The sequence below is a fragment of the Pseudomonas sp. PWP3-1b2 genome, assembly GCF_049896045.1.
Lineage (GTDB): Bacteria > Pseudomonadota > Gammaproteobacteria > Pseudomonadales > Pseudomonadaceae > Aquipseudomonas > Aquipseudomonas antarctica_B.
This window is the reverse complement of the sequence record NZ_JAFCTN010000060.1, coordinates 1-25826: the sequence shown is the minus strand read 5'-3', so window position 1 is coordinate 25826 and position 25826 is coordinate 1. Positions and strand designations below refer to the sequence as shown.

The window sequence follows — 25826 nt, the reverse complement described above, 5'->3', positions numbered from 1 at the left end:
GGCTTGCTCGCGAATGCGGTGGGTCAGTGATGAATTTGGTGGCTGATACCGCATTCGCGAGCAAGCCCGCTCCCACAGGTGGATCTCCATTTTGTCTGGAGAATCGCGATCTGCTCTTAAAAAAACAGCGCCTTTGATTCAACCACTCAGGTCGGCTACCAGGCCGCCGCGCTTTAGATTTTGATCTGAGGCGCCCCGTTAACCACGATGGCCGCACGCGGGCTTCCGGTCCTTCCAAAAGTGACCCGCTGTAAGAGCGGAACCAATACCCGCCATCACACAAACAACGGATATGTACCCAAAACCCCAGGGTCAACCCTAGCCAGCCTCAGGCTCCACAACCCGCACCGCCCCCCGCGCCACCAGCGGAATTTCCTTATCCTGCGCATCAAACAACTTCCCGCCCCGGAAATAATCCCCATCACGCAACGCCGCCACATCCTGAAAGCACAAACTGCGCTCCGTCCCCGCCACAAACACCGACTGCTGGTCCGAATTACCCGCTGTAAAGTGGTTAAACGCCAGGTTCAGCGCAATCGCCATGATCGCCGACGAACTAATCCCCGAGTGAAAAATAGTCGCAAACCAACTCGGAAAATGATCATAAAAATTCGGCGCCGCGATAGGAATCATGCCAAAACCGATCGAAGTCGCCACGATGATCAAGTTCATGTTGTTGCGGTAATCCACCTTCGACAACGTACGAATCCCACTCGCCGCAACCGTCCCGAACAACACAATCCCCGCCCCGCCCAATACAGAAGTAGGCACCGCCGCAATCACCCGGCCCATAAACGGCAGCAGCCCAAGCACCACCAGGAACACCCCGCCGGTCGCCACCACAAACCGACTCTTCACTCCCGTCACCGCCACCAGACCAACGTTCTGGGCAAATGCACTTTGAGTAAACGAGCCAAAAATCGGCGCAAACATGCTCGACAGCATATCGGCACGCAACCCGTTACCCAGACGTTTGGAGTCGACCTTGGTGTCGATAATCTCACCCACCGCCAGAATGTCCGCCGAGGTTTCCACCAGCGTCACCATCACCACAATGCACATGGAAATGATCGCGGCCAGGTGAAAGGTCGGCATGCCGAAATGGAATGGCGTGGGAAACCCAAACATCGGCCCCTGAGTGACGTTCGAGAAATCAGCCATCCCCAAAAACACCGCGATCACCGTGCCAATCACCATCGCCAGCAGGATCGACAACCGCGAAATCGTCGCGCTGCCGATCTTGCTCAGCAGCAACACCAGCACCAGCGTCAGCGCCGCCAGCCCGACGTTCGACATGCTGCCGAAATCCGCCGCGCGGCTGTTGCCGCCCATGGCCCAGCGCGCTGCCACCGGCATCAACGTCAAGCCGATGGTGGTGATAACAATGCCCGTCACCAACGGCGGGAAAAATTTTGTGATCCGCGAAAACACCGGCGTGATCAACAGCCCGATAAACGACGCGGCCATCACCGCGCCGAGTATCGCCGGCACGCCACCGGCGCCGTCACTGCCGACAATCGCCACCATGGTTGCCACACCGGCAAACGATACGCCCTGCACCAGCGGCAACTGGCAGCCAAAAAATGGCAGGCCAAGGGTTTGCAACAGGGTCGCCAGGCCGCCGGCAAACAGCGACGCGGCGATCAGCAGGCCGATATCCGCCGGCGACAAACCGGCCGCCTGGCCGACGATCAGGGGCACCGCGACGATGCCGCCGTACATGGTGAGTACATGCTGCAGGCCGTAAGCCATGTTGGCTGCGACGCCGAGATTTTCATCTTCTGGGCGCTGCGGTGACGCCTTCGGGATTGTCATGATGAGGGGGTTCTCTGTTTTTGTTGTGCACTCACTGTATGCAAAGGAAAGCGGGGATGTCCATAGAATTGTATACAATCAGTTTTACAATAACCACTGTGGCGGCGTTACAAAAAACCATTCAGCCGCCCTGCCCTGTGGCTTGAAGCCGTGTGCAAAAGGACCTGAAAAAAAATGCTCAACCGCAAGCTGCGAATTCACGCCCCAGCCATCTATTACTTCGACACGGTGCGGCGTTGCCACTCGATCCGCGAAGCAGCGCGGCGCCTGAACGTGGCGTCGTCCGCAGTGAACCGGCAAATTCTCAAGCTGGAAGACGAGGTGGGCACGCCGCTGTTCGACCGGCTGCCCGGCGGCTTACGGGTGACGGCGGCCGGCGAGATCCTCACGCGCCACATCACGTTGTTGCTACAGGATGTGGAACGGGTGCGCGGCGAACTGGATGGCTTGCACGGCGTGCAGACCGGCCATGTGGAAATCGCCACGGTGGAAGGCGCCGCCGTCGAATTGCTGCCCGCCGCCCTGAAACGCATGCGCCAGCGCTATCCGAAGGTGACGATCGGCGTCACGGTGCAGGGTTCGCAGTCGATTCCCGCTGCGGTGATCAACGGTCAGGCGGATGTGGGGTTGGCCTTTGCCCTGCCGCGCAGCAGTGAAATCACGCAGGTGTGCGTCGGCCATTTCCGCTTGGGCGCGCTGATGACGCCCGAGCATCCACTCGCCGGTGAGGCCAGCGTCAGTTATGGCCAGTGCTGTGAACATGGGGTGATTCAGGCAAAAAGCGAACTGTCGGTGCACCACCTGATTGCGCCGCTGCACGCGCGCGCGGCGGGCAACAAACCGCTGTTGCAGAGTAATTCCATGGAGTTGGCCCGGCAGTTGGCGCGCCAGCAATTGGGCATCGCCTTTCAGACACGCATCGGTATCGAGGCCGACCTGGCGCGGGGCGAATTGCTGCACATCCCGCTGAGTGACCAGGGCGGGATCTTCAGCGACCTCGGCGTGTATGCGCGCAAAGACCGCGACCTGCCCGTGGCGGTGCAGGCTCTCACCCACCTGCTGGCCGAAGAAATCGCCCTGCGCGAACGCGAAGAAATGCCCGCAACGCCACGTATTTCCTGACTCAGGAGGCAACGCAAGTGCTGCCGATTCGGCATCGGCCCGCTCGATATTCTGTTCTTTGGCGCGCACCCGGCGTGTGCTGATACTGCGCGTGGTGCCCCCTGCAAGGTCGCCATGAGCCACACGCCAAAGGAATTAAAACAATGAAAAAGGCACTGCACGGCGCAACGGTATTTCTTTCATTGCTCGGCGGCGGGGAGGCCGTCGCGGTGGAATGGATGAACAACAGCGTAGGATTTCGCTACGGTCAGCACTTCACCAATCCGAATAACCCCGACGATTTCAGCAAGCGCATCTACAGCTTTACCCACGCCAGCGGTTACCGATATGGCAGCAATTACCTCAACCTGGACGTGTTCCTGTCCGACAGCAGCGACCCGCGCAAGGGCACCGACCACGGTGGCAGCGAAGTGTATGCCGTGTACCGGCACCAGTTGTACGCCTCACGAGTGTTCGATGTGCCACTCGGCACCGGCCTGATCAAGGATTACGCCCTGACCCTGGGCTTTGATGCCAACCGCAATAACAACGTCGCCTCCGCCAAAAAACGCGCCCTGGTGATCGGCCCGACACTGAAGTTCAACACCGTCGGCGTGCTGGACCTGAGCCTGATGTACTACAAGGAAAAGAACCACACCGGCATCCCGGGCGCAGAGGAATCAAACCACAGGTTTGACGACACCTACATGCTCAACCTGACCTGGATGCGCCCGTTCGAAATCGCCAACCATGGGGCGAAATTCCAGGGATTCATCAATTACGTCGGGGAGAAAGGCGAGGATTACCATGGGCGCGATACCGCGCCGGAAGCCTTGATGCGGGCTGCGCTGATGGTGGCGGTGCGGCCTGGGAAAAGCGTGAAGCCGAACCTGTATCTGGGAGTCGGTTACGAGTACTGGCATAACAAGTTCGGTGTGGACGGAGGCAGGGGCACCCGGACCTCCACGCCGACGGTGAATATGGAAATCACTTTCTAACCACCACTGGACCCCATTCAAACTGTGGGAGCTGGCTTGCCTGCTCCCACAGTTTGAATGGATTGTCAGGTCAGGCGCGTGCCAGTTCGGAAGGATCGGCTTTCGGCCGCGCCAGCCAGTAACCCAACACCGCCAGCGGCGCCGTCGCCAGCATCACGATCACGGTGATCAACAGCGGCTGCTCAATCATCGACGACACCAGCAAGCTGGCAAGAAAGCACAGCCCCAATTGCAGGGTGTTCTGCAACGCCGCCGCCTTGCCGGAATTTTCCGCAAAAGGCATCAGCGCATTCGCCACCACAATGGGGTAACTCGCACCGTTGACCAGCGCCATCAGGCAGAACGGAATCAGCAAGGTGGTCAGGGTCGGCACCGTCAACGTGGCGACCAGGTACAACGCCACCATGCTGACGCAGTAAGCCACCAGCAACCACGGCAGCAGCGTTTTGCCCTGACAGTGCTGCAACGCGCTGCGGCAGCTGTAACCGCCGACCAAAAAGGCCAGCGTCGGCAGCACGTAGCTCAGGCCGATGTCATTCGGGCTGTAACCCATGGCACCCAGGATGAACGGCGAAGCGGTCAGCCAGGCGAAGAAACTCGCGGAACACGCCGCAAAGATCATCACGTTGCCGGTGAACACGCGGGAGGTCAGCAACTGGCCGTAACCGAGGCGCGCCGGTTCGCCTTCTGTTGTCAGGCGTTTCGGCACGGGCCGCAGGAACAACGTCGGCAGTAACAACAGCAACGACACGCCCAGCAACACCCCGAAGATCGCCTGCCAGCCAAAGTGATTCAACACCATCGCGCCCAACAGCGGCGCCAGCGCGGGCGACAAAGACATCAGCGGCATGATGCTGGCAAACACGCGGTGCGCCTTGTCGGCCGGGTAACGATCAATCACCAACGCTTGCCAACTCACGGCAGCGGAACACACGCCAATCGCCTGCATAAAGCGCAACGCCAGCAGTTGCGGCGCGGTCTCGACCCAAAACATACCCAGGCAACCCAACACAAACAGGCTCAAGCCCGTGAGCAGGATCGGTTTGCGCCCCAAACGGTCGGACAACGGCCCCCACAGCAACTGCCCCACCGCAAAACCGGCGAGGAAAATACTCAAGCTTGCACCCACCGCGCCCGCGCCAATCTGCAACTGCTCGCCCATGGCGCCGAACGCCGGCAAGTACATGTCCATGGCCAGATAACCGAGCATGCTCAGCCCCGCCAGATACCAAGTGAAACCAAAAGAATTTTTCATTGAAGCCTTGTAGAAACTGCCATCAAACTATTTGCTGACTGCCGCCCATTATGAAGGCGACAGAACAGGTGTGAAGCGATAATAATTGGACACTCTTATCAAATATTTTGAAGGCAACTTCCATGTGGTCCGAATACTCCCTGGACGTGGTCGATGCGGTGGCCCGTCATGGCAGCTTCAGCGCCGCTGCGCAGGAATTGCACCGTGTGCCGTCGGCCATCAGCTACACGGTGCGTCAGATTGAGGAATGGCTGGCCGTCCCTTTATTCGTACGCCGGCATCGCGATGTCGAGCTCACGCCCGCTGGCCGTCTGTTTATAGACGAAGCTCGGGGCGTTATGAAAAAGATGCTCGGCACCCGGCGCCTGTGCCAGCAAGTGGCGAATGGCTGGAGCGGTCAGCTCAAGGTGGCGGTGGACTCCATCGTCAAACCCCAGCGCTGCCGGCAGTTGGTGCTGGATTTCTATCGGCAGTTTCCCGAGGTGGAATTGTTGCTGGAATACGAGGTGTACAACGGCGTATGGGATGCGCTGGCTGACGAGCGCACCGACATCGTGATCGGCGCGACCAGCGCGGTGCCGGTGGCGAGCCATTTCACCTTTCGTGACATGGGCTTGTTGAACTGGCTGTGTGTGGTCAGCGCGAAGCATCCGCTGGCGACGGTGGAGGGTTTGCTCAATGACGATCAACTGCGGCCGTTCGCCTCGCTGTGCATGACCGACACTTCGCGCAACCTGCCCAAGCGTGACACGTGGACGCTGGATAACCAGCGCCGGCTCGTCGTACCGCACTGGGCGTCGGCGATTGATTGTTTGCTCGATGGTCTGTGCGTGGGCATGGCGCCAGCGCATCAGGTGTTGCCCTGGATTGAGCGCGGGGAGTTGGTGGCGTTGCAGTTGAGCCGGCCGTTTCCGGCGAGCCCGTCGTGCGTGGCATGGGCGCAGGATAGGCTGTCTCCGGCCATGACGTGGTTGCTGGAGTATCTGGGGGATACGCAAACCATGAACCAGGAATGGCTGAATGGCCCAAACCTCTGAAAATCACGCCGTTCAACTGTGGGAGCTGGCTTGCCTGCGATAGCGGTGTACCAGCCACAGCATTTGGCACAGACAGTCCGCTATCGCAGGCAAGCCAGCTCCCACATGGTTGGATCGGATTCAATCCAGCAGGCGGGTGATGGCGCGCGCAATCATTTCGACCTCCCTGGCATCCAGCGTCAGCGGCGGTAGCAAGCGGATAATCTTGCCCCGGGTCACGTTTATCAACAGCCCATGCTCCTGCGCCGCCCTCTGAGCCAGGTCTCGATACGGGCTGGCCAGTTCGATGCCGATCATCAAGCCCTGCCCGCGAATCGCCCGCACCTGCGGGTGCTCATCCAGCTCCATGCGCAGCCGTGCCAGCAACTGCGCACCCTGTTGCGCAGCGTTTTGCAGCAAACCTTGCTCTTCAATAATTTCCAGCACCGTGCAGCCCACGCGGCAGGCCAGCGGGTTGCCACCAAAGGTGCTGCCGTGGCTGCCCGGCGTGAACAATTGCGCCACGCCGTCACGCGCCAGGCACGCGCCAATGGGCACGCCGTTGCCGAGGCCTTTGGCCAGGGTCATCACGTCGGGCACGATGCCTTCATGCTGAAAGGCAAACCAGGCGCCGGTGCGGCCGATGCCGGTCTGGATTTCGTCGAGCATCATCAACCAGCCGTGGCGCGTGCAATGGTCGCGCAGGGCTTTCAAGTAGCCGGGCGGTGCGGGTAATACGCCACTTTCGCCCTGGATCGGTTCCAGCAACACCGCAGCAATGCGCGCGCCGTACGCTTGAGTGATGGCCTCCAGCGCCGCCAGGTCGCCGAAGCGCACCTTGACGAAATCCCCCGGCAAACGCTGGAAACCCAAGCGCACCGATGGCCCGTCACTGGCCGCCATGGTGCCGAGGGTGCGGCCGTGAAAGGCGTTTTCCATCACCACCACCAAAGGCGCTTCAATGCCCTTTTTCCAGCCGTGCAGCCGGGCGAGTTTCAGCGCGGTTTCGTTGGCTTCCGCACCGGAGTTGTTGAAAAACGCGCGGTCCAGGCCCGACAGCTGGGTCAGGCGTTGAGCCAGCCGCAATTGCCAGTCGATGTTGTAGAGGTTGGACGTGTGCAGCAGCAACCCCGCCTGCTCGCTGATGGCGGCCACCAGTTTGGGGTGGGAATGGCCGACATTGGTCACCGCCACACCGGCTACCGCGTCAAGGTATTCGCGGCCCTGTTGGTCCCACAGGCGCGTGCCCAGGCCGCGCGTAAAACTCAGGGCCGAGGGTTGATAAGTGGTCATCAGGCAGGCGGCGGTCATGGTGGCGGGCTCCAGTGCATCGTTGTGATGGGAGCAGTATCGTTAGCCACCTCAGCTGGATAAACTGTGCTTTCCTGCAATGACTTTAAATCAGGGCTTGATAATGGATCTGTTCCAGGCGATGTCGGTGTACGTGAAAGTAGTCGAGGCCGGCAGCATGACCGCCGCCGCGCACGAGTGCGGGATGTCCACCACCATGGTCGGCAACCATCTGCGTGCGCTGGAACAACGGCTGGGGGTGAGCTTGCTCAAGCGCACCACCCGCAAGCAAAACCTCACCGAGTTCGGCGCGCAGTACTATCAGCGCTGCCTGGAAGTACTGGGGCTGGTGGCCGACTCCGAGCTACTGGCGGAGCAGGCGCACAGTGAAACGCCAAGAGGCAGCCTGCGTATCACCGCGCCACCGGTGTTCAGCACCGAACGCCTGGTGCCGGCCTTGAGCGAATTTTCCCTGCGCTACCCGTTGATCGACCTGTACGTGGTGATAAGCAATGAGCGGATGGACTTGGTCGACAGCGGCTTCGACGTGGCGATCCGTCTCGGTGAACTGGAAACCTCCAGCCTGATCGCCAGGCCAATGCAGGACTACATCCTCACCCTCTGCGCGTCGCCTGCGTACCTGGCTCGCCGAGGAACGCCGCAAACACCGGATGACCTGCGCCAGCACGACTGCCTGGCCTTCGCCTACCCGGCCAATGACAACTGGCGCGACACCGACAAACTCTGGCGCATGACCGGCGAAGAAGGCGAGGTAGAGGTGCCAGTGTCCGGCTCATTGACCATCAACAGCTCGCAAGGTTTGCGCCAGGCGGCCGTCAACGGCATGGGCATCATCATGCTCGCCGATGCGCTGGTGCAACCCGACCTGGAGAGCGGCAAGCTGGTGGCCTTGTTGACCCAGTATCGACTGCCCAGCCGCCCCATGCACCTGATGTATCGCAAGGACCGTTACCGCCTGCCCAAGCTGCGCGCCTTTGTGGACTTCGCAATGGAGAAATGGGCGCGCTAGAAGCCCACCCCCAACTCACGCAGACGCGCGGCGGTACGCTCAGCCGACACATGGTGAATGCCCTGCCAACCCAGGGCCACGGCCGCGTCGATATTGCCGGCGACATCGTCGATAAACACCACTTCCCCCGGTTGGATATCCGGCAGATGCGCCCGCACTTGGGCGAGGCTGGCGTGATAGATAGCAGGGTCGGGCTTGATCAGCTTGACCTCGCCGGACACCACGATGTCGCGAAAATGCTGCAGGAAGGGATAGTGGGCGCGGGCGTAGGGGAAGGTTTCGGCTGACCAGTTGGTGAGCCCGAACAGCGGCATGTTGGCTGCGTGCAATGCCTTGAGAATCGCCACGCCATCCGGCAGCGGGCCACGCAGCATTTCGTGCCAGCGGTCGTAGTAGGCCTGAATAAGGCGCTCGTGATGGGGGAATTGTTTGATCAGGCTGAGGGTGCCGTCGGCCAAGGTGCGGCCGGCATCCTGCTCGGTGTTCCAGGCCTGGGTGCAGATGTTGTCGAGAAACCATTGCCGCTCGTGGTCGTCGGCAATCAGCTTGCGGTAGAGGTGTTGCGGGTTCCAGTCGAACAGGACACCGCCGAAATCAAAAACTACTGCACGAATCGTCATCAGATCCTCCGTAAGCGTGAGTGATAGCGCTGGGAGTCTGGCAGATTTTGCAGGGGATGAGGCGCTCGCTGGAGCGTAGGACGGTTCTGAAAAAAACCGGAAACAATTGAGAACGCGGGCGTATGTGGCAGCTGGTTTATGTGGGAGCCGGGCTTGCCCGCGATAGCATCACCTCGGTGTGACTGACATACCGAGGTGCCTGTATCGCAGGCAAGCCAGCTCCCACAGAAGCCCGCTCCCACATTTTTTAACCGTGTTTAGGCTTGAACCAAGCCATTGATTTTCACGGTCGGGTTCACATCAGCTTCGTAGTCCACGCCGTCGATTTCAAAGCCGAACAAGCGCAGGAACTCCGCCTTGTAACCGGCAAAATCGCTGATCTCGTTGACGTTATCGTCGGTCACCTGGTTCCACAATGCTGCCACGGCGTCCTGGACTTTCGGTTCCAGTTCGGCCAGGTCGGCACGCAGGCGGCCGTCGGCGTCGAGCTTCGGCGTTTGGCCATACAGGCTGTCCTTGAACAGGCCGTAGACCTGCTCGATGCAGCCTTCATGCGTGCCCTGCTCTTTCATCACTTTGAACAGCAGCGACAGGTACAGCGGCATGATCGGGATTGCCGAGCTGGCCTGGGTTACCACGGCCTTGAGCACCGACACACGGGCGTCGCCTTTGAGTGCGGCGAGGTTGTCGCGCAGGGTCAGGACTTTTTTGTCCAAATCCTTTTTGGCTTCGCCGATGGAACCGTTCCAGTAGATGTCCTGGGTCAGCTTCTCGCCGAGGTAGGTGAAGGCGGTGGTCTTGGCGCCTTCGGCCAAAACGTCGGCGTCACGCAGGGCGTCGATCCACAGCTGCCAGTCTTCGCCGCCCATAACCTTCACGGTGCCGTCGATTTCTTCCTGGGTAGCTGGTTCAAGGGTGGTGTCGACCACAACGCCTTTGTCGGTGTTGATACCGCGCAGGGTTACGGCCTTGCCGATCGGCTTGAGGGTGGAGGTGTGCACCACGCCTTGCGGGTCGGTACGGCGTGGCGCGGCCAGGCTGTAGACAACCAGGTCGATCTTGCCCAGGTCTTTCTTGATGGTTTCGATGGTCAGGCGCTTGATCTCGTCGGAAAACGCGTCGCCATTGATGCTCTTGGCGTACAGGCCTTTTTCGACGGCAAACTTCTCGAACGCAGCGCTGTTGTACCAGCCGGCGGAGCTCAGCTTGCCTTCTTCGCCTTCTTTCTCAAAAAACACGCCCAGGGTGTCGGCGCCGCAGCCAAACGCTGCACTGATGCGCGCGGCCAGGCCGTAACCGGTGGAAGCGCCGAGGACCAGCACCTTCTTTGGGCCGCCTGCGATGGCGCCGTGTTGAGTCACGTAGTCGATCTGTTGCTTGACGTTCGCTTCACAGCCAACAGGGTGAGCGGTCACACAGATAAAGCCACGAACCCGCGGTTTGATGATCATAAAATTTGTGCCTCTTCCAAGGGGTCGACGGCCAGTGGTGGCCATTCAACTTCATTCGTACCGGTCTATGACGCATGAAAAACCGAAGCGTCACGATAGTCGCAAATCTTCTGTTTACAAAATCCAATCCTCAAAACGCTCAAGTGGCTACCAGCACGGGTTGAAAACCCGGCCGCGCCTTCACAATTTCGCACTATTTAAAACGCCCTGGCGCCTCGACAACCTACTATCATGGCAACATGTTTCACTATGTTTCAGGTTCGGAGCCTCGCTTCATGAGTAATGGTGCTGTACGCAAAAAGCTGATCTCGGCCGCCTGGGTGATCGGGGTGCTGCTGTTAATTTACTGTTTCCCGCGCACGACCCTGGTGTTCCTGCTGCTGGTGCTGGTGTGTGGCGCTTACGACTTCCTGCGTAACGGCCTGTATGACAGCGACACGATCAAAAAATACTTCATCGGCAACGGTCGCAACACCTGGATCCTGGCGCCGTTCAACACCCTGTTCGACCTGCTGAGCAGCCGCAACCGCCATGTTTACACGATGCGCGACCTGCCTCCCGCCTGGCGTGAAGACCTGCAGCAAGTGATCGACGACGCCATGGCCCGAAAGGACGAAATCATCAGCTACCTGGACGAGCGCATGGCCGAGAAGAAGCGCGGCATGCTGTTTTTCCAGTGGTACGGTCGCCCGATCGAAACCACGCTGGATATCCCGCAACTGCGCAAGAAACTGCCGTTTGTGAAGACCATCGGCGTGTCCGTGTTCAACGAAAACCGTTCCACGTCCTTCCACTTCGGCCCGCTGCGCATGATGTTCCGCGTGCTCTACAACATGGCGCCGGCGCCCCATCACGAGGGCGTTTACATCCAGGTGGGCAAGCACAAGCACTACTGGCACGACGACCCGCTGTTCATCTTCGATGACACGCTGATGCACGCGTCCTTCAACAAAAACGACGCAAAACGTTACTGCCTGTTTATCGACATCGTGCGGCCCACCCCGCTGCCGTCGGTGCTCAACGCCGTGATCTCGGGTTTTGCCGGGCTGGTGTTTACCCTGCGTCGGGTTTTCTACAAAAACTGGAAGCTGATTCAGTAAGTTCTGCGGCATGATGGTGCCTGACGGTGTTTGCGCCCTGCCCGCTTGGCGGCCAGACTAACCGTCTCAAGCGACCGAATTCGGCGCTCACCATTTTCAAGCCATCGCCGCCCCGGCGGGTGCGATGGCCATGCTTTCAAGGAATCAGAATGCCCCAACGTCATGTCATCAATGCCTCCGTCAGCCCCAAGGGCAGCCTCGAAACCCTGTCCCAGCGTGAAGTGCAGCAACTCAGTGAAGCCGGCAGCGGCAGCATCTACGCCTTGTTTCGCCAGTGCGCCCTGGCCATCCTCAACACCGGCGCGCACATCGACAACGCCAAGACCATCCTCGACGCCTACCAGGACTTCGAAGTGCGCATTCACCAGCAGGATCGCGGCGTGCGCCTCGAACTGCTGAATGCCCCCGCCGACGCCTTCGTCGATGGCGAAATGATCGCCAGTACCCGCGAAATGCTGTTCAGCGCCCTGCGCGACATCGTCTACACCGAGAACGAGCTGGACAGCCAGCGCATCGACCTGAGCAATTCCCAGGGCATCACCGACTACGTGTTCCACCTGCTGCGCAACGCCCGTACGCTGCGCCCCGGTGTAGAACCGAAAATCGTGGTGTGCTGGGGCGGGCACTCGATCAATACCGAAGAATACAAGTACACCAAGAAAGTCGGCCACGAACTGGGCCTGCGCAGCCTCGACGTGTGCACCGGCTGCGGCCCGGGTGTGATGAAAGGCCCGATGAAGGGCGCGACCATTTCCCACGCCAAGCAACGCATTACCGGCGGCCGCTACCTGGGCCTGACCGAGCCCGGCATCATCGCCGCCGAAGCGCCGAACCCGATCGTCAACGAGCTGGTGATTTTGCCGGACATCGAAAAACGCCTGGAAGCCTTCGTGCGCGTCGGCCATGGCATCATCATCTTCCCGGGCGGTGCCGGCACGGCTGAAGAGTTCCTCTACCTGCTCGGCATTCTGATGCACCCGGACAACCGCGACGTGCCGTTTCCGGTCATCCTCACCGGGCCGAAACACGCCGCGCCGTACCTGCAACAACTGCACGCATTCGTCGGCGCCACCCTGGGCGAAGCGGCCCAGGCGCACTACCAGATCATCATCGACGACCCGGCTGAAGTGGCACGCCAGATGACGGTAGGGCTCAAGGCTGTGAAGCAGTTCCGCCGCGAGCGCAACGATGCGTTTCACTTCAACTGGCTGCTGAAGATCGACGAAGGCTTCCAGCGCCCGTTCGACCCTACCCACGAAAACATGGCCGGCCTGCAACTGAGCCTCGCGCTGCCGCCCCACGAACTGGCGGCCAACCTGCGCCGCGCGTTCTCGGGGATTGTGGCGGGCAACGTCAAGGACAAGGGCATTCGCCTGATCGAACAGCACGGCCCGTACGAGATCCACGGCGACCCGGCCATCATGAAACCGCTGGACGAACTGCTGCAGGCATTTGTTGCCCAGCACCGCATGAAACTGCCGGGCGGCGCGGCGTATGTGCCGTGCTATCGCGTGGTCCAGTAACTAACGTTGCACCGCCACACATTTGATTTCCACGAGTAAACCGGGATGCGCCAGTTCTGACACGCCCAGTGTCGTCCAGGCGCAATGCCCGCGTGGGAACAGGCGGTTTTTCACCTCCCGAAAAACCGCCATGTGTTGGCTCATGTTCACGTGATACGTGGTCATGTCCACCACGTCGTCGAAGCTGCAACCGCCCTCCTCCAGCACGTCCCGCAGGTTCTCCCAGGCGGCGATGAACTGCGCCTCAGGGTCTTCAATGACTACCAATTGTTGCGTACGGCCGACCTGCCCGGCGCAGTAGAGCGTCTTGCCGACTTTGACGGCGGGCACGTAGCCGGCGCGTTCGACGATGGCTTGCATGGCGGGCGGGATGATGAGCTGGCGGTCGGTCATATGCGGTATCTCTTTGCCGCCGTGTTGAGGCGTGTCGATGGGATAAGTCGGGCTATGGTTTTACGTGTTCCCGCTCAATCACACCAGAAGAGAAACCTATGGACCAACGGATCTTGTCCTCCAGCATTCCTTACCCTAGGGTAAGGAATATCAAGACGGAGATATTCAATATGGCGACCGCGACGCTCACCTCTAAAGGGCAAATCACTATTCCCGTCCAAGTCAGGACTGCGCTGGGCCTGGAAACAGGCGACCGCGTTGAGTTTGTCGAAATGGAGGACGGCAAGTTTTCAATCATCGCAGCGAGCAAAACCGTACACGACCTGAAGGGCCTGATTCGAAAGCCTGCCCAGGCCGTATCCCTTGAAGACATGAACCGCGCCATCGCAGCGCAAGGAGCAAAAGCGGGATGATCGGACTGGATACCAACGTACTGGTGCGTTATGTCACCCAGGATGATCCCGTTCAATCGCCCAAAGCCTCCGAGCTGATTGAATCACTCACCACACTGTCGCCAGGTTTTGTCAGCCTGGTGACCGTGGTTGAGTTGGTATGGGTTTTACAAAGCTGCTACCAGGCGGCCAAGAGTGATGTAGTGGCCGTGCTGGAAATCCTGCTGCACACCCGCGAGCTGACCATCGAGCGTGCAGAAATCATCTGGCAGGCCCTGCGCCGTTTTTCGGCGAATAAAGCTGATTTTACCGACTGCCTGATAGAGCGCTGTGCCCATTCGGCGGGCTGTAGATACACGGCCACTTTCGATCTCAGCGCTGCCAAGGCAGCAGGTATGAAACAGCTGAACTGAGACACGGCATTGCGACGACGTTAATGCTTTGGTAAAAACCGCGTTCAACCTTGATCAAGAGACACACTCACGTGCGCATGTTTCTACTCGCTACCTTGAGCATGGCCTCCGCCGTAGCCAACGCCGACGCCATCACCTGGCCCGACCTGCCGAAAACCTGCTTCGTCAGCGGTCGCTCGGCCACCAGCGCGGATGTGGACACCGGTTGTGCGGCGTTCCTGATAAACGTGAAAGGCAAGGCGGCGGGTACGCCGATCAAACTGGATATTCCGCAGTACGCCTTGCATGTAGACGAAGCAAGCGGCAAAGAGACGCCGGTCATCATCATTCAGGCGGAAGAGAACGGCGAAATCAAAGCGGTTGGCTACAAGGAGCTGGGCACCGATCAACTCGGTGCCGCGCTGTTACGCGAGGTTCGGCTCCTGGGTACCCAGAAGCCGATTTAGCCGAGGCTCAGCGAACCCAGCCACCACCCTGCCAGTGGTAACCGTCATTGCGTTGCACCCAGTGCGGATGCACATAACGGTAGCCTTCACGCACCGCTTCCCAATGGCCATGCACCGCCACGTAGCGCCCGCCTTCCCAGCGCCAGTAACCGCGCGACCACACGTAGCCATAGCGCGCAGCAGGTTCGACTTCGATCACCTGCACCGGCGGCGGTTGCGGGGCGACGACTTCGACATACTCACGCTGAACCGGCCTGCGGTCGTGCACGACACGCTCTTGCACACACCCGGACGCCGCGACGACTACCGCCGCCAATGCCGCATAACGTAGCAACATACAAAACCCTCGGGCGTCAGCGCCCAACGAATACACCAGTAAAAAAATGCCCCCTTGTCTCAGCCTCGCTCCTGCTCGGCTCTGGGTACTTTTTAACAGGTGATGTCTGTCGGCTTGCTGAACCCGCTGGCCTCAGGAGGCGCACACGACAGTCGGTCGTTTCAGGCGCACCAGAATCAGGCCCGCAACGACCACCGCAATACCGGCGTAGGTCGAGGGATGAATCCCATCGCCAAACATCCACGCTGCCCACACCAGCGTGACCGGCGGCTCCAGGTACACCAGCGCCGCCACGTGGGTGGCGGTCATGACCCGTAACAGCATCCACAGGCTCAAGTAGGCCACGAAGGTGGACAACACCGTGAGCCAGACAATCGAAATCAGCACGTCCGGCTCGTGGGGAATGCTCAGCGTGCCGGTGTACAGCACCGCTGCGGTAAAACCGATCAGGGTCAAAATGGATTGAATGAACAACGGCAACACCAATCCAGCGTCCGGGGATTGCACCGAGCGGCGCTCGTACAACGTCGCCAGCGTCAGGCCCAGCGCAGCAGCCACCGGCAGCAGGTACATGAATAAACTGACGCCGCCCCCACCGCTGGCGTATTGCCCGGCGATCACGATAGACACGCCGGCAAAACTGATCACCAGCCCAGCCCACTGCCAGCCACCGCTGCGTTCAGCCGAACTGCGCGTCGATAAGGCGGCCGTCATCAACGGCTGCAAGGCTGCAATGATCGCGGCGATGCCGGGCGGCAAACCATTCTGGATAGCCACATATAGGCAGCTCAGATAGAGGAACTGCGACAGAAAGCCGACGACGGCGTAATGCCGAATCTGCACCCAGGAGACCTTCAACAGCCGCACATTCAAAAACAGCCCCAGGCACAGCGACACCAGCAAGAAACGCCAAAACAGCAGGTTAAACGCGTCGCCGCCTTGCGTCCCCAGCTTGGCGCCGATGTAACCCGAGCTCCACGACAGCACAAATGCCGCTTGCAGCAGCAACAGCCCAAGTGTTGATCGCGTCATAAAACCTCCAGCCCGTGTGCATTGACTCAAAGGTTAAGGGCCGCGCATGCTTGTGTATATTTGAATAACCCGCACCACTGATCCGTAAAAGCGGAACCATGACTAAACAACTGAATATCGATTTGTTGCGCACCTTCCACGCCGTGGCACGTTTTCGCCGTTTCAATGAAGCGGCCGAACACGTGCACCGCAGTGCATCGACGGTGACCACGCAAATTCAGAAACTCGAAGACCAGATCGGCCAAAAACTCTTCAGCCGCAGCAACCAGGGCGTGGAGCTGACCGTCTACGGCAAGAAATTGCTGGGTGAAACCACCGAGTTCCTCAAGAGCCACGACCGCCTGCTGATCTCGCTGATGCCGCAGCGCATGCAGGGCAAAATCCGCCTGGGCATTCCCGATACCTATGCGCCCGGCTTTATTCAAGAATTCCTGCCGCAACTGATCGCCGACAATCCATTGCTTGAGCTGGAAATCGAGGCGCGCACCAGCGGCGAATTGTTGAATTTGTTTATGGCAAACAAACTGGATATGGCCCTGACAGTGAGCGCCCAGCCGCTGGAACAGGGCGAACGGCTTGGGCCTGTTCAGCCACTGTGGGTGGCGACCGAGGGTTTCAGTTGCGCGCCCAACGCCCCGCTTCCAATCACCGTGCCGGTGGCGGGCTGCCCGTATCGCGCGGCGGCGTTGCAGGTGCTGAAGGATCACGGCATCTACCATCGCGTGCTGATGGAAAGCCCCAATTCGTCTGCCGTTGAAGCCTGCATCCGCAGTGGCGTGGCTGTGGGATTGATCGAGGAAAGCCGCCTGGGTGAAGGGCTGACGCAAGTGATTGCCGGGTTCGAGCTACCGCCGTTGCCGGTGCACCATGTTTACTTGCTGTGCGACAGCAGCAATGCGCTGGCCTTGCACCTGTATGAGCAGGTTAAAAACGGGTTTCACATTTGATCCTTCATGCCGGGCCGAAGCGCTCCAACACAGCCTCGACAAACCGCCGAAGCTTTGCCGTTCGCTGGCGGTCGGCGGTGTAGACCAAATGCATCGTACGACTCGGCGCAGCGTAGTCCGGCAGTACGCGCACTAGTTCGCCTCGGGCCAGCGCCACGCGCAGAAAGTCTTCGGGGCCCAGAACAATGCCAAAACCGTCCAGCGCGGCCGACATCAAGGCCCTGCTTTCGTTGATCTGCAGACGGCTGGCAACCGGCACTTTGTGCGCGACGGTTCCGTGGTAGAACACCCATTCGCGGTCCGCCGGGCGTGACCAGAAGGCATAACCGAGGCATTCGTGGTGCTCAAGGTCTGCGGGTACCCGAGGCGCGCCTCGTGCCGCCAGGTAAGCCGGTGCGGCGCACACCACCAGGTTATAAGGCGCCAAGGGTCTGGCAGTGAGACTGGACGTTGCCAGGGGGCCGATGCGAAATGCAACCTCATAACCCTCCTCCACCAAGTCGACGAAGCGGTCTGTCAGGTGCAGGTCGATCTCTACATCTGGGTGTTCGCGCAGAAATGCCGTGATCAGCGGCATCAGGCTGTAGGAACCGAAAGTGACGGGCGCGGTGATCCTCAACTTGCCGCGTGGCGTGTCATTCATGATCTGCGCGAGCGAATCGGCGGCGTCGGCCTCCGTCAGGATATGTTTGCAACGCTCGTAGTACGCGCTCCCCAACTCCGTCAGGCTTTGCCTGCGCGTGGTGCGGTTGAGCAAACGGGCACCCAGACGCTGTTCAAGCGCGGTGACATGTTTGGCGACCATTTGCGGCGACAGGTTCAAACGCTCGGCAGCTCGCGCGTAAGAACCCAGCTCTGCGGCCGTCACAAAGGCATTCATGCTTAAAAGACGGTCCATCATTCCCCACTCCCAGTAACAACAGCGATGCCAAAACGATTATTTATCGCCAGTCAGTTGCCAATCATCATAGCGACTCCCCCACTTCGCTGGAGAACAGACATGAAAATTGGTGTGATTGGAGCAGGCTTTATCGGACGCGCCGTGGCTGAACTAGGGCTGGCGGCCGGGCACGACGTGATGTTGAGCAACTCCCGCGGCCCACAGTCCATGACCAGCGTGCTCAGCGGCCTGCCGGGTGTGCAGGTCGGCAGCGCCGAGGAGGCGGCCAGGTTTGGCGACGTGGTGCTTGTGGCAATTCCCCTTGAACATTACCGCAGCGTGCCCGCGCAATGGCTGGAGGGTAAAACGGTGATGGACGCCAATAACTACTATCCCAACCGTGACGGGCACATTCCTGTGCTCGACCGATTCGAGACCACCACCAGCCGTTTACTCGCCGACCACTTGCCCCAGGCTCACGTAGTGAAAGTATTCAACGCAATCTTTGCGCCCGACCTGACGCAGGATGCACGCCCGCACGGTGCAGCGGACCGGCGTGCGCTGCCGGTGGCCGCAGATGATTCTGCGGCGAAAGCACAGGTGATCACACTGCTCGATGAACTCGGTTTCGATGCCGTGGATGCCGGTGGTCTGGATGAGAGCTGGCGGTTTGAGCGCGCCAAACCGGCGTATTGTGTACCGTTGGACCAAGCCGGCTTGAAGGCGGCGCTGGCGGCTGCGCAACGCACGGTTGAACTGCCGCCAGTGGTGCGCACCCGCGCGCCTGCGTAAACCCACGCCCACAAAAAAGCCCGCTGACCGTTACCGGTTCAGCGGGCTTTTTTACGTCGGGCTTGGCTTACAGCGCCAGGTCAGACGCCGGCTTGCTCGGCTCGGCCGCAGGCTTGGCAGCCTCGGCAGGCTTTGGAGCAGCCAGTTGCGGAATCGCAGGCGGTGGCGTCAGTTGCAGGACGCCGGCGGTGTAGGCCCACTCCTTGGCAACAGCTTCCGGGCTGTCGTTCAGCTTGGTGCCGTAGCTCGGTACGATCTGGTGCAGTTTGGCCTGCCACTCAGGGGTCGCTACCTTGTCCTTGAACACTTTTTGCAGCACGGTCAGCATGATCGGAGCCGCGGTGGACGCGCCTGGCGATGCACCCAACAGGCCTGCAATGGAGTTGTCGGCGGAGCTGACCACTTCGGTGCCGAGTTTCAGGACGCCGCCCAATTCTTCGTCACGCTTGATGATCTGCACGCGCTGACCGGCTTGCCACAGGCGCCAGTCTTCTTTCTTGGCGTTCGGGAAGTACTCTTTCAGGGCGTTGTAGCGGTCGTCATCCGACAGCATCAGTTGGCCAGCAAGGTACTCAACCAGTGGGTACTCACGCACACCGACGCGGGTCATTGGCCAGATGTTGTGGGTGGTGGTGCTGGTCAGCAGGTCCAGGTACGAGCCTTCTTTCAGGAACTTGGTCGAGAAGGTCGCGAATGGGCCAAACAGAATCACGCGCTTGCCATCCAGCACGCGGGTGTCCAGGTGCGGAACCGACATCGGTGGCGCGCCAACCGAGGCTTTACCGTAGGCCTTGGCCATGTGCTGCTCGGCGATGGCTGGGTTATCGGTCACCAGGAACGAACCACCGACCGGGAAGGCCGCGTAGTCCTTGGCTTCAGGAATACCCGACTTTTGCAGCAAGTGCAGGGCACCGCCGCCGGCGCCGATGAACACGAACTTGGCGTCGGTTTCAGTCTTGGTGCCGTCTTTCAGGTTTTTGTAGCTCACACGCCACGAACCGTCGGCGTTACGGGTGATGTCCTGCACCTCGCTCGACAGTTTCAAGTCAAACTTCGGCGTGGTTTGCAGGTGAGCGACGAACTGGCGGGTGATCTCGCCGAAGTTTACGTCGGTGCCGATCGGGGTCCAGGTGGCCGCGATTTTCTGGTTCGGGTCACGCCCTTCCATCATCAGCGGAACCCACTTGGCGATTTGCGCCGGGTCTTCGGAGTACTGCATGCCGGCGAACAGCGGGCTCGCTTGCAGGGCTTCGTAGCGTTTTTTCAGGAACTTGATGTTGTCATCGCCCCACACAAAACTCATGTGCGGTGTGGAGTTGATGAACGAACGCGGGTTCTTCAGCACGCCCTGCTGGACCTGCCAGGACCAGAACTGACGGGAGATCTGGAACGCTTCGTTGATCTCGACCGCTTTCGGGATCTCAACGTTGCCGTTCTTGTCTTCCGGGGTGTAGTTCAGCTCAGCCAGGGCCGAGTGACCGGTACCGGCGTTGTTCCAGCCGTTGGAGCTTTCTTCGGCCACGCCATCAAGGCGCTCGACCATCTCCATCGACCAGTCCGGCTGCAGCTCGTTGAGCCAAACACCCAGGGTCGCACTCATGATGCCGCCGCCGATCAGCAGCACATCGACTTTCTTTGCCTCTTCCGCGTGAACGGACGTGATCCCCATCGACAAAGCCAGCCCCAGCAGGGCAGTGTTTACTTTTTTAAACATCAGTAGCACCTATGATAAAACGCCTTCCGCCCCACCGCCCGATTTCTCAGGGCCGCAGGGTGGGCACACAAGGCCGACGTATCGACCTCACTTTTATGTCCCTTCTGCGCTGACTTTTTATCATTATTGGCTTCAGCTACCTGGGCAACAGCCATCCGCCGGGACGTATACGGTGTACGCACCGGAGAAAGACTAGACCAAGACGGCGCGCAGAATATCACGCCAAACGGCGGTTATGCGCTGTTTGGCCAATTGACAGCTCTAAATCGCGGGTTTTTAGGGATGAGTGTCAAGCCCGGTCGCCGCGACCTGAGGTCACAGGCATGGAACTCTCACGCGGGAGGCTGTTCTAGACACCTTCGCCGCCGCTTGCGTAGCATCGGCGGCTGTCCTTCGTGCAACCCTTCACACAGAGTTACCCATGACTATCCAGCAAACACCCGGGCACGTATTGCCCGCGCGCAGCGCCGCCAAAATGGAAGCTGCCATGGCCGTGGGCGCCTTCGCGATCGGTACCGGCGAATTCGCCATCATGGGCCTGATGCCCGAGATCGCGCAGAATTTGAACTTGAGTGAGCCGCAAGTCGGCCACGCCATCAGCGCCTACGCCCTCGGCGTGATGGTCGGCGCGCCCCTGTTGGCCATCCTCGGCGCCAAACTGCTGCGCAAGCACATGCTGCTGTTGCTGATGGGCCTGTATGCCCTCGGCAACTTCGCCACCGCCTTCACCCCGACCTTCGGCTCGCTGGTGGCCTTCCGCTTTATCAGCGGCCTGCCCCACGGCGCCTACTTCGGCATCGCCGCCGTCGTCGCCTCCAGCATGGTGCCCAGCGACAAACGCGCCGGCGCCGTGGCCCGCGTGATGATGGGCCTGACCCTGGCCATGCTGCTCGGCAACCCCATCGCCACCTTCCTCGGCCAACACTTCGGCTGGCGCTCGGCGTTTGCACTGGTCAGCGTGATCGCCCTGTGCACCATCGCCCTCGTCTGGCAATTCGTGCCCCACCGCCAGGACGAACAACGCAGCGACCCGCGCAAAGAACTGCGCGCCTTCACCAAACCTCAGGTATGGATGGCCCTGTCCATCGGCGCGATAGGCTTTGCCGGCATGTTCTGCGTGTTCAGCTACCTCGCCCCGACCATGCTCGAAGTGACCAAAGTCTCGCCGCAGTGGATTCCGTTTGGTCTGGCCGCATTCGGCGTAGGCGGCATCATCGGCAACATCGCTGGCGGCAAGCTGTTCGACCGCATGCAGTTCCGCGCGGTGGGCGTGATTCTGGTGTGGTCGATGGCCGTGCTGCTGTTCTTCACCTTCGCCGCCGGCTCGCTGTGGGGCGTGATGCTCGGCATCGCCCTGGTCGGCACCATGATCTCCATGGCCGCGCCGCTGCAAATCCGCCTGATGGACATCGCCCACGAAGCCCCGAGCCTGGCGGCGGCGTCCAACCACGCCGCGTTTAACCTCGCCAATGCGCTCGGCCCGTGGTTAGGTGGCATGGCGATCACCGCCGGCTTGGGCTGGACCAGCACCGGCTACATCGGCGCGGCCACCGCGCTGGCGGGCCTGGGCATTTACCTGATCGCACGGCGCATGAAGGGCGGCCACTAAACGGAGTAGACATCCGGCGGCGCGATTGCGATTACGGCCGGTTGGTACACGATTGTGGCGCTGGCGTTCTCATCGTAATGGGCGCGCTGGGCCTGCGGCTGATCCTGGGCTCAGCCGCAGGCCCAATCATCGTGGCGAGCGGGCTTGCCCCGCGTTGGGCTGCGCAGCAGCCCTAAGCCTTATCAATCATCATGCATCAACCCCGACCCATACTCCCCAAAACTGCTCCCCAACCCACTCCCACCACCAAAACTCATCTTGGCCGCCTTGCTTGGGCTGTGATCCCCAAACGCCTGACACCCCTGAGCAAAACAAGGGTCGCTGCTCACGGCTGACGAAGACGAACAGGCACTTAACAGCAGCGCGCTGGCGACCATGACCACTTTGACGAGGTTCGAATTCATGTTTTCAGTTCCCTGTGGACTGGGGGTGCGGGGGTCCCCTCTGAGCGTGATCGTAGGCTTCAAATGCGCGGGGGATGATGAAACTTTGCGGGGGGACAGGATGAGTTCAGGTTGCCGCCTTGGGGTAAGGCGGCGGGGTGCGGTGTCAGTCTGTTGTCGCGCAGATTGCAGGCGCGACTTGCTCCTGGGCTCGGTCGACGAGTAGAGCGCTTAGATCGATTAGCTGCTGGATGCCGAGGACGATGGCGCGTTGAGAGTCGTCGAGGTCGAAAGCCAGGGTGGCGGCCATGTGGTTGGCGGACGCGAGGTTTTCGGAGGCGTTGGCTAGGAGGGTTTCGGTGTCGGTGTTGGGGTTGACTGAGAAGAGGTTGGTGGTTGGGTATTCGATAGGTTCGTCGACATCTTCGTCAGAGGGAGGCAGATAAGGATGAATGGCTCGCTGAGCCGCAGCTCGAAGCTTGGCGTCGACGGGCGCGGTGCAATGATCAGCATTGGGGTTGCGTGTTTTGTTGTGCATGGGCGGAGCTCCAAATAATTTCGGGAGTTAAAACGCCTTAGCAATACGGACTTCCACCTCCGGCCGCTGGGTTTGCAGCGGCTTGAGGAGGTTAGCGGTGCGAGGTCTGACGAGCAAGCCGGGAAAGGCGTGGGAAAATTCGCATGAATCATTGTTATGTGACCGCGATACCCACTCCAAGTTAGTCAGCTTAAATACGGATAAAGCTCTTACCGAAATCAGTCGAATACTCAAATAAGCTGCCATGGCTTATCAGTCCGTCCGCCTACAGGCTTTAGGACACCATCTTTCCTCATGGACATGGCTGTCCACCGGACATCATATTGCCAGGTATAAAGTAAAGAGCCTGACCGTTTAATATCAGCTTCATAATTATCCCAAATATACTTAGCGACATCTCTTGGCCAGCCAGTACCTCCCATAGACTTCAGCGCTGCAACCACCCACGGTTTCATATCATCTCTTGTGGCCACTAGCCCTTTCCAACTTAGTTATATTTTAAATAAAAATTAAGCACTTGGACCAGCCCCAGAAATTTCTCACAGAACCCACACAGAACTCTGAGCATCATACTGCACCGAGTAAAGAAAGACCTCCTTCATATCTCCAAGCCTTTTTGTCCGTCAAAACATATTCAGCTGTGACAACATTCCAAAGCCAACACCTATCAACCAAATAGATCACAAGCCCGACGAACTGGTTAGCTAGGCAAATCAACAATTTTACAAACGGACAGCCTAACCAATATTGGGGTCAGAACACGATATACCGGCATTGGAGTTGGCAACGTATTTGGATGTATTCCCGACACCCACACACAAACTATCGAGACGTGATTCTGACGGTCCTTAGCATTAACTCCGCCGACATTTCTCAATGAATGTTAAATTCATTGTCATCCAACTTAAACTCATCTTCCATACCGAGCTTCCTCATAATAGCTGGCAATACTTGATGAATAATTCGCATGCCCACCAAAAGCTCATTTATATAAATATCTGGGTGAATACGTGATGAATTTAGCCCTAAGCTTTCTGCCTCAGCTATGTGCCCAAGACCGTCATGCCCCCCGCGAACCAAATCAAGAAGCTCAGCCCTTAACGGCGCCCCAACTCGAAACGCCCTCGCCTTCACCAAGCCAAGCCACTCCTCATAATCTCTCTCGATTTTATACTTAAAGGCTTTAAAGTTTGGCGCAAGCTCTGAAGCAATCTCCACTTTAGTGGCAGCAAGCGACATGAGACATGGTTCAATATTTTCTGCAGGAGAGTCAAACAGTTCCATATCATCATTAATTAGGTCGGCTACATACGCAACGTAGAACCCATAAACATCTGTAAAAGCCTTAAAAATATTATATATAGCGGACGAATATTGATTGCTATGAACCACCTCCCAAAAGTCGTCTGCTTCGTCTTCGCTGTCCCAATGAACATCTAGCTCAATAGGAAACTCATTAGGAATCTTAACTCCCATCTCACGGAGAGTATCAAAAATATTCCAGCACAATAGACCATTATCATCCATTAAAGGCTCTGCGCTGTACCCTGTCTCATCGCTTAAACGAGCCATTTCAGCTAATGAATGGATGAGCCTCTCCCACTTGTTAGCATTTTCACGGGAACCACTCCAGATAATAAACTCAGGGTTCCGGTCACCCACCCCAGAAATCTTCCTTAACTTCTCTTCCATTTCAAAAGAAAGGTGCTCCCCTTTTTTCCACTTACTAATCTGTGTAGCTGAGACGCTAAGTCGAAGAGCAAGGTCTTTCTGAGTACACCCCAGCGCCTCTAAGGACAATTGAACGAGAGCTTCACTGTACATATTAAACCTATATCTTTAGTGAATAAAAAATCTGGCAAAGTGAATATATCCAAATATTTAGGTTATTTCAAATGAAATTTACTAAATCTTAAAATAGACTGCCAGACCACGAGATTCGGGAATTAGTCACTTATTGATACAGCCTCTCGACGACCTGCTGATTTCAGCGAGCGTTCCAAGGTGTAACATGCTCCACAACCATCCACCATCGAGGCGGCCATGACTGGGATACTCCTAAACCTGCCGGAAGACCTGTCCAATTCGCTCGCCGACCTAGCCAAAACCAACGGCCAAACCGCGAGCTATCTGGCGATGGACGTTCTTCGCGACTACATCGAACACGAAAAAACGGTGACTGCTCAGATCGAGTTGGCAGTAAAAGAAGCCGACCAAGGCAAATTCGCCACCGATGACCAAGTGGCAGCGATGCGTGCTAGGCGTTGGAGCCGGAATGCGGGTTGAGTGGCTTGAAAAGGCACTCAGAAATCTGGAAGACGAAGCAAACTACATTGCTCTCGAAAACCCTAAGGCGGCCGACGATTTTTCGGATGCCATTTTCGCCAGCGTCGACAAATTGGCTCAGTTTCCCGCCATGGGCCGTGAAGGACGGGTTAAACAAACTCGGGAATGGGCAGTACCTAACTGGTCTTATCTGATCCCATATCGAATACGCGGTGATCGCCTTCAGATCCTCGGCGTATTCCACACGCGGCAACGTCCGCGCACGAAGTGGTGAGAAACGGGAAATACGCCTAAGCCCATCCCTGATAAACTGCGCCCCATCCGCCTCGCCAACCCAGATTCCCCCATGCCCCTAAACACCGCTCCACTCTCCCGCCGCTTTTCCGTCGCACCCATGATGGATTGGAGCCACTAACTCCACAGACCTTTAAATACGTACCCTGTAGCGCACCATTGAAATCCCCG

General features: G+C 58.8%; 27 protein-coding genes. 14 read left to right on the top strand and 13 right to left on the bottom strand.

Features of this window, described 5'->3' with window-relative positions; all coding sequences use genetic code 11:
- Positions 1–318: 318 nt before the first annotated feature.
- Positions 319–1815, bottom strand: a complete 1497-nt coding sequence (locus ACP7A2_RS25495; protein WP_426136554.1) for a nucleobase:cation symporter-2 family protein — start codon at positions 1813–1815, stop codon at positions 319–321.
- 174 nt (positions 1816–1989) lie between these two features.
- Between ACP7A2_RS25495 and ACP7A2_RS25490 the strand changes: the two genes are divergently transcribed.
- Together ACP7A2_RS25490 and ACP7A2_RS25485 are read left to right on the top strand one after the other, a co-directional pair.
- Positions 1990–2937, top strand: a complete 948-nt coding sequence (locus ACP7A2_RS25490) for a LysR family transcriptional regulator (RefSeq protein ID WP_426136553.1) — start codon at positions 1990–1992, stop codon at positions 2935–2937.
- Positions 2938–3080: 143 nt separating this feature from the next.
- Positions 3081–3914, top strand: a complete 834-nt coding sequence (locus tag ACP7A2_RS25485; RefSeq protein ID WP_426136552.1) for a nucleoside-binding protein — start codon at positions 3081–3083, stop codon at positions 3912–3914.
- A 70-nt stretch (positions 3915–3984) separates the two neighbouring features.
- On the opposite strand, the gene punC is transcribed toward ACP7A2_RS25485, so the two are convergent.
- Positions 3985–5169: a purine nucleoside transporter PunC gene (gene punC, locus ACP7A2_RS25480; protein ID WP_426136551.1), complete on the bottom strand. Its 1185-nt coding sequence runs from the start codon at positions 5167–5169 to the stop codon at positions 3985–3987.
- Between the two features lie 122 nt (positions 5170–5291).
- On the opposite strand from punC, the gene punR reads away from it, so the two are divergent.
- On the top strand, positions 5292–6206 hold the full coding sequence (gene punR, locus ACP7A2_RS25475) for a DNA-binding transcriptional activator PunR (protein ID WP_426136550.1): 915 nt from the start codon (positions 5292–5294) through the stop codon (positions 6204–6206).
- 120 nt (positions 6207–6326) lie between these two features.
- Here the strand turns inward: punR and ACP7A2_RS25470 are convergent, their stop codons facing one another.
- The gene (locus ACP7A2_RS25470; RefSeq protein WP_426136549.1) at positions 6327–7496 is read right to left on the bottom strand and encodes an aspartate aminotransferase family protein; all 1170 of its coding nucleotides are present in this window, start codon (positions 7494–7496) and stop codon (positions 6327–6329) included.
- Between the two features lie 103 nt (positions 7497–7599).
- Between ACP7A2_RS25470 and ACP7A2_RS25465 the strand changes: the two genes are divergently transcribed.
- On the top strand, positions 7600–8505 hold the full coding sequence (locus ACP7A2_RS25465; RefSeq protein WP_426136547.1) for a LysR family transcriptional regulator: 906 nt from the start codon (positions 7600–7602) through the stop codon (positions 8503–8505).
- Here the strand turns inward: ACP7A2_RS25465 and ACP7A2_RS25460 are convergent.
- Together ACP7A2_RS25460 and fabV are read right to left on the bottom strand one after the other, a co-directional pair.
- The gene (locus ACP7A2_RS25460; RefSeq protein WP_426136545.1) at positions 8502–9125 is read right to left on the bottom strand and encodes an HAD family hydrolase; all 624 of its coding nucleotides are present in this window, start codon (positions 9123–9125) and stop codon (positions 8502–8504) included. The genes ACP7A2_RS25465 and ACP7A2_RS25460 overlap by 4 nt on opposite strands.
- Positions 9126–9382: 257 nt before the next feature.
- Complete coding sequence (fabV, locus tag ACP7A2_RS25455) at positions 9383–10576, bottom strand: enoyl-ACP reductase FabV (protein WP_348062300.1); 1194 nt, start codon at positions 10574–10576, stop codon at positions 9383–9385.
- A gap of 275 nt (positions 10577–10851) precedes the next feature.
- On the opposite strand from fabV, the gene ACP7A2_RS25450 reads away from it, so the two are divergent.
- Both ACP7A2_RS25450 and ppnN read left to right on the top strand, forming a co-directional pair.
- On the top strand, positions 10852–11676 hold the full coding sequence (locus ACP7A2_RS25450) for an aspartyl/asparaginyl beta-hydroxylase domain-containing protein (RefSeq protein WP_426136544.1): 825 nt from the start codon (positions 10852–10854) through the stop codon (positions 11674–11676).
- Positions 11677–11825: 149 nt separating this feature from the next.
- Entirely contained in the window at positions 11826–13199 is a 1374-nt protein-coding gene (gene ppnN, locus ACP7A2_RS25445; protein ID WP_375067688.1) for a nucleotide 5'-monophosphate nucleosidase PpnN, read from the top strand.
- On the opposite strand, the gene ACP7A2_RS25440 is transcribed toward ppnN, so the two are convergent.
- Positions 13200–13592 (bottom strand): RidA family protein, encoded by a 393-nt coding sequence (locus ACP7A2_RS25440; protein WP_348061847.1) that lies wholly within the window; start codon positions 13590–13592, stop codon positions 13200–13202.
- A 98-nt stretch (positions 13593–13690) separates the two neighbouring features.
- On the opposite strand from ACP7A2_RS25440, the gene ACP7A2_RS25435 reads away from it, so the two are divergent.
- The 3 genes from ACP7A2_RS25435 to ACP7A2_RS25425 all read left to right on the top strand — a co-directional run bounded on the left by ACP7A2_RS25435 (position 13691) and on the right by ACP7A2_RS25425 (position 14843).
- Positions 13691–14005, top strand: a complete 315-nt coding sequence (locus ACP7A2_RS25435) for an AbrB/MazE/SpoVT family DNA-binding domain-containing protein (RefSeq protein ID WP_426136543.1) — start codon at positions 13691–13693, stop codon at positions 14003–14005.
- Positions 14002–14397 carry a PIN domain-containing protein gene (locus ACP7A2_RS25430; RefSeq protein WP_426136541.1) on the top strand — a complete coding sequence of 132 codons (396 nt, stop codon included), beginning with the start codon at positions 14002–14004 and terminating at the stop codon, positions 14395–14397. The genes ACP7A2_RS25435 and ACP7A2_RS25430 overlap by 4 nt, the downstream gene beginning before the upstream one ends.
- Positions 14398–14498: 101 nt before the next feature.
- Positions 14499–14843, top strand: a complete 345-nt coding sequence (locus ACP7A2_RS25425) for a hypothetical protein (protein ID WP_426136555.1) — start codon at positions 14499–14501, stop codon at positions 14841–14843.
- Positions 14844–14850: 7 nt separating this feature from the next.
- On the opposite strand, the gene ACP7A2_RS25420 is transcribed toward ACP7A2_RS25425, so the two are convergent.
- Positions 14851–15180, bottom strand: a complete 330-nt coding sequence (locus ACP7A2_RS25420; RefSeq protein ID WP_426136540.1) for a YXWGXW repeat-containing protein — start codon at positions 15178–15180, stop codon at positions 14851–14853.
- 132 nt (positions 15181–15312) lie between these two features.
- Positions 15313–16212 (bottom strand): DMT family transporter, encoded by a 900-nt coding sequence (locus ACP7A2_RS25415; RefSeq protein WP_426136539.1) that lies wholly within the window; start codon positions 16210–16212, stop codon positions 15313–15315.
- Between the two features lie 98 nt (positions 16213–16310).
- On the opposite strand from ACP7A2_RS25415, the gene ACP7A2_RS25410 reads away from it, so the two are divergent.
- Complete coding sequence (locus ACP7A2_RS25410) at positions 16311–17159, top strand: LysR family transcriptional regulator (protein ID WP_375067694.1); 849 nt, start codon at positions 16311–16313, stop codon at positions 17157–17159.
- Positions 17160–17163: 4 nt separating this feature from the next.
- Here the strand turns inward: ACP7A2_RS25410 and ACP7A2_RS25405 are convergent, their stop codons facing one another.
- Positions 17164–18060: a LysR family transcriptional regulator gene (locus ACP7A2_RS25405; protein WP_426136538.1), complete on the bottom strand. Its 897-nt coding sequence runs from the start codon at positions 18058–18060 to the stop codon at positions 17164–17166.
- A gap of 99 nt (positions 18061–18159) precedes the next feature.
- Here ACP7A2_RS25405 and ACP7A2_RS25400 point away from each other — a divergent pair, with 99 nt between their 5' ends.
- Positions 18160–18831: an NADPH-dependent F420 reductase gene (locus tag ACP7A2_RS25400; RefSeq protein WP_426136537.1), complete on the top strand. Its 672-nt coding sequence runs from the start codon at positions 18160–18162 to the stop codon at positions 18829–18831.
- 67 nt (positions 18832–18898) lie between these two features.
- On the opposite strand, the gene mqo is transcribed toward ACP7A2_RS25400, so the two are convergent.
- Positions 18899–20545 carry a malate dehydrogenase (quinone) gene (gene mqo / locus ACP7A2_RS25395; protein ID WP_426136536.1) on the bottom strand — a complete coding sequence of 549 codons (1647 nt, stop codon included), beginning with the start codon at positions 20543–20545 and terminating at the stop codon, positions 18899–18901.
- Positions 20546–20966: 421 nt separating this feature from the next.
- Between mqo and ACP7A2_RS25390 the strand changes: the two genes are divergently transcribed.
- Positions 20967–22154 carry an MFS transporter gene (locus ACP7A2_RS25390; RefSeq protein ID WP_426136535.1) on the top strand — a complete coding sequence of 396 codons (1188 nt, stop codon included), beginning with the start codon at positions 20967–20969 and terminating at the stop codon, positions 22152–22154.
- A gap of 182 nt (positions 22155–22336) precedes the next feature.
- Here the strand turns inward: ACP7A2_RS25390 and ACP7A2_RS25385 are convergent, their stop codons facing one another.
- The 3 genes from ACP7A2_RS25385 to ACP7A2_RS25375 form a co-directional block, all read right to left on the bottom strand.
- A complete protein-coding gene (locus tag ACP7A2_RS25385) occupies positions 22337–22558 on the bottom strand; it encodes a hypothetical protein (RefSeq protein WP_426136534.1) in 222 nt (73 codons plus the stop codon).
- Between the two features lie 145 nt (positions 22559–22703).
- Entirely contained in the window at positions 22704–23075 is a 372-nt protein-coding gene (locus ACP7A2_RS25380) for a DUF6124 family protein (RefSeq protein ID WP_426136533.1), read from the bottom strand.
- Between the two features lie 873 nt (positions 23076–23948).
- The gene (locus ACP7A2_RS25375) at positions 23949–24899 is read right to left on the bottom strand and encodes a helix-turn-helix domain-containing protein (RefSeq protein ID WP_426136532.1); all 951 of its coding nucleotides are present in this window, start codon (positions 24897–24899) and stop codon (positions 23949–23951) included.
- A 219-nt stretch (positions 24900–25118) separates the two neighbouring features.
- Here ACP7A2_RS25375 and ACP7A2_RS25370 point away from each other — a divergent pair, with 219 nt between their 5' ends.
- Together ACP7A2_RS25370 and ACP7A2_RS25365 are read left to right on the top strand one after the other, a co-directional pair.
- On the top strand, positions 25119–25361 hold the full coding sequence (locus tag ACP7A2_RS25370; RefSeq protein WP_426136531.1) for a CopG family ribbon-helix-helix protein: 243 nt from the start codon (positions 25119–25121) through the stop codon (positions 25359–25361).
- Positions 25351–25635 (top strand): type II toxin-antitoxin system RelE/ParE family toxin, encoded by a 285-nt coding sequence (locus tag ACP7A2_RS25365; protein WP_426136530.1) that lies wholly within the window; start codon positions 25351–25353, stop codon positions 25633–25635. The genes ACP7A2_RS25370 and ACP7A2_RS25365 overlap by 11 nt, the downstream gene beginning before the upstream one ends.
- Positions 25636–25826 lie beyond the last annotated feature (191 nt).

Coding starts and splice junctions, on each gene's coding strand:
- ACP7A2_RS25495 (WP_426136554.1), bottom strand. CDS start 1,815: ATGACAATCCCGAAGGCGTCACCGCAGCGCCCAGAAGATGAAAATCTC.
- ACP7A2_RS25490 (WP_426136553.1), top strand. CDS start 1,990: ATGCTCAACCGCAAGCTGCGAATTCACGCCCCAGCCATCTATTACTTC.
- ACP7A2_RS25485 (WP_426136552.1), top strand. CDS start 3,081: ATGAAAAAGGCACTGCACGGCGCAACGGTATTTCTTTCATTGCTCGGC.
- punC (WP_426136551.1), bottom strand. CDS start 5,169: ATGAAAAATTCTTTTGGTTTCACTTGGTATCTGGCGGGGCTGAGCATG.
- punR (WP_426136550.1), top strand. CDS start 5,292: ATGTGGTCCGAATACTCCCTGGACGTGGTCGATGCGGTGGCCCGTCAT.
- ACP7A2_RS25470 (WP_426136549.1), bottom strand. CDS start 7,496: ATGACCGCCGCCTGCCTGATGACCACTTATCAACCCTCGGCCCTGAGT.
- ACP7A2_RS25465 (WP_426136547.1), top strand. CDS start 7,600: ATGGATCTGTTCCAGGCGATGTCGGTGTACGTGAAAGTAGTCGAGGCC.
- ACP7A2_RS25460 (WP_426136545.1), bottom strand. CDS start 9,125: ATGACGATTCGTGCAGTAGTTTTTGATTTCGGCGGTGTCCTGTTCGAC.
- fabV (WP_348062300.1), bottom strand. CDS start 10,576: ATGATCATCAAACCGCGGGTTCGTGGCTTTATCTGTGTGACCGCTCAC.
- ACP7A2_RS25450 (WP_426136544.1), top strand. CDS start 10,852: ATGAGTAATGGTGCTGTACGCAAAAAGCTGATCTCGGCCGCCTGGGTG.
- ppnN (WP_375067688.1), top strand. CDS start 11,826: ATGCCCCAACGTCATGTCATCAATGCCTCCGTCAGCCCCAAGGGCAGC.
- ACP7A2_RS25440 (WP_348061847.1), bottom strand. CDS start 13,592: ATGACCGACCGCCAGCTCATCATCCCGCCCGCCATGCAAGCCATCGTC.
- ACP7A2_RS25435 (WP_426136543.1), top strand. CDS start 13,691: ATGGACCAACGGATCTTGTCCTCCAGCATTCCTTACCCTAGGGTAAGG.
- ACP7A2_RS25430 (WP_426136541.1), top strand. CDS start 14,002: ATGATCGGACTGGATACCAACGTACTGGTGCGTTATGTCACCCAGGAT.
- ACP7A2_RS25425 (WP_426136555.1), top strand. CDS start 14,499: ATGGCCTCCGCCGTAGCCAACGCCGACGCCATCACCTGGCCCGACCTG.
- ACP7A2_RS25420 (WP_426136540.1), bottom strand. CDS start 15,180: ATGTTGCTACGTTATGCGGCATTGGCGGCGGTAGTCGTCGCGGCGTCC.
- ACP7A2_RS25415 (WP_426136539.1), bottom strand. CDS start 16,212: ATGACGCGATCAACACTTGGGCTGTTGCTGCTGCAAGCGGCATTTGTG.
- ACP7A2_RS25410 (WP_375067694.1), top strand. CDS start 16,311: ATGACTAAACAACTGAATATCGATTTGTTGCGCACCTTCCACGCCGTG.
- ACP7A2_RS25405 (WP_426136538.1), bottom strand. CDS start 18,060: ATGATGGACCGTCTTTTAAGCATGAATGCCTTTGTGACGGCCGCAGAG.
- ACP7A2_RS25400 (WP_426136537.1), top strand. CDS start 18,160: ATGAAAATTGGTGTGATTGGAGCAGGCTTTATCGGACGCGCCGTGGCT.
- mqo (WP_426136536.1), bottom strand. CDS start 20,545: ATGTTTAAAAAAGTAAACACTGCCCTGCTGGGGCTGGCTTTGTCGATG.
- ACP7A2_RS25390 (WP_426136535.1), top strand. CDS start 20,967: ATGACTATCCAGCAAACACCCGGGCACGTATTGCCCGCGCGCAGCGCC.
- ACP7A2_RS25385 (WP_426136534.1), bottom strand. CDS start 22,558: ATGAATTCGAACCTCGTCAAAGTGGTCATGGTCGCCAGCGCGCTGCTG.
- ACP7A2_RS25380 (WP_426136533.1), bottom strand. CDS start 23,075: ATGCACAACAAAACACGCAACCCCAATGCTGATCATTGCACCGCGCCC.
- ACP7A2_RS25375 (WP_426136532.1), bottom strand. CDS start 24,899: ATGTACAGTGAAGCTCTCGTTCAATTGTCCTTAGAGGCGCTGGGGTGT.
- ACP7A2_RS25370 (WP_426136531.1), top strand. CDS start 25,119: ATGACTGGGATACTCCTAAACCTGCCGGAAGACCTGTCCAATTCGCTC.
- ACP7A2_RS25365 (WP_426136530.1), top strand. CDS start 25,351: ATGCGGGTTGAGTGGCTTGAAAAGGCACTCAGAAATCTGGAAGACGAA.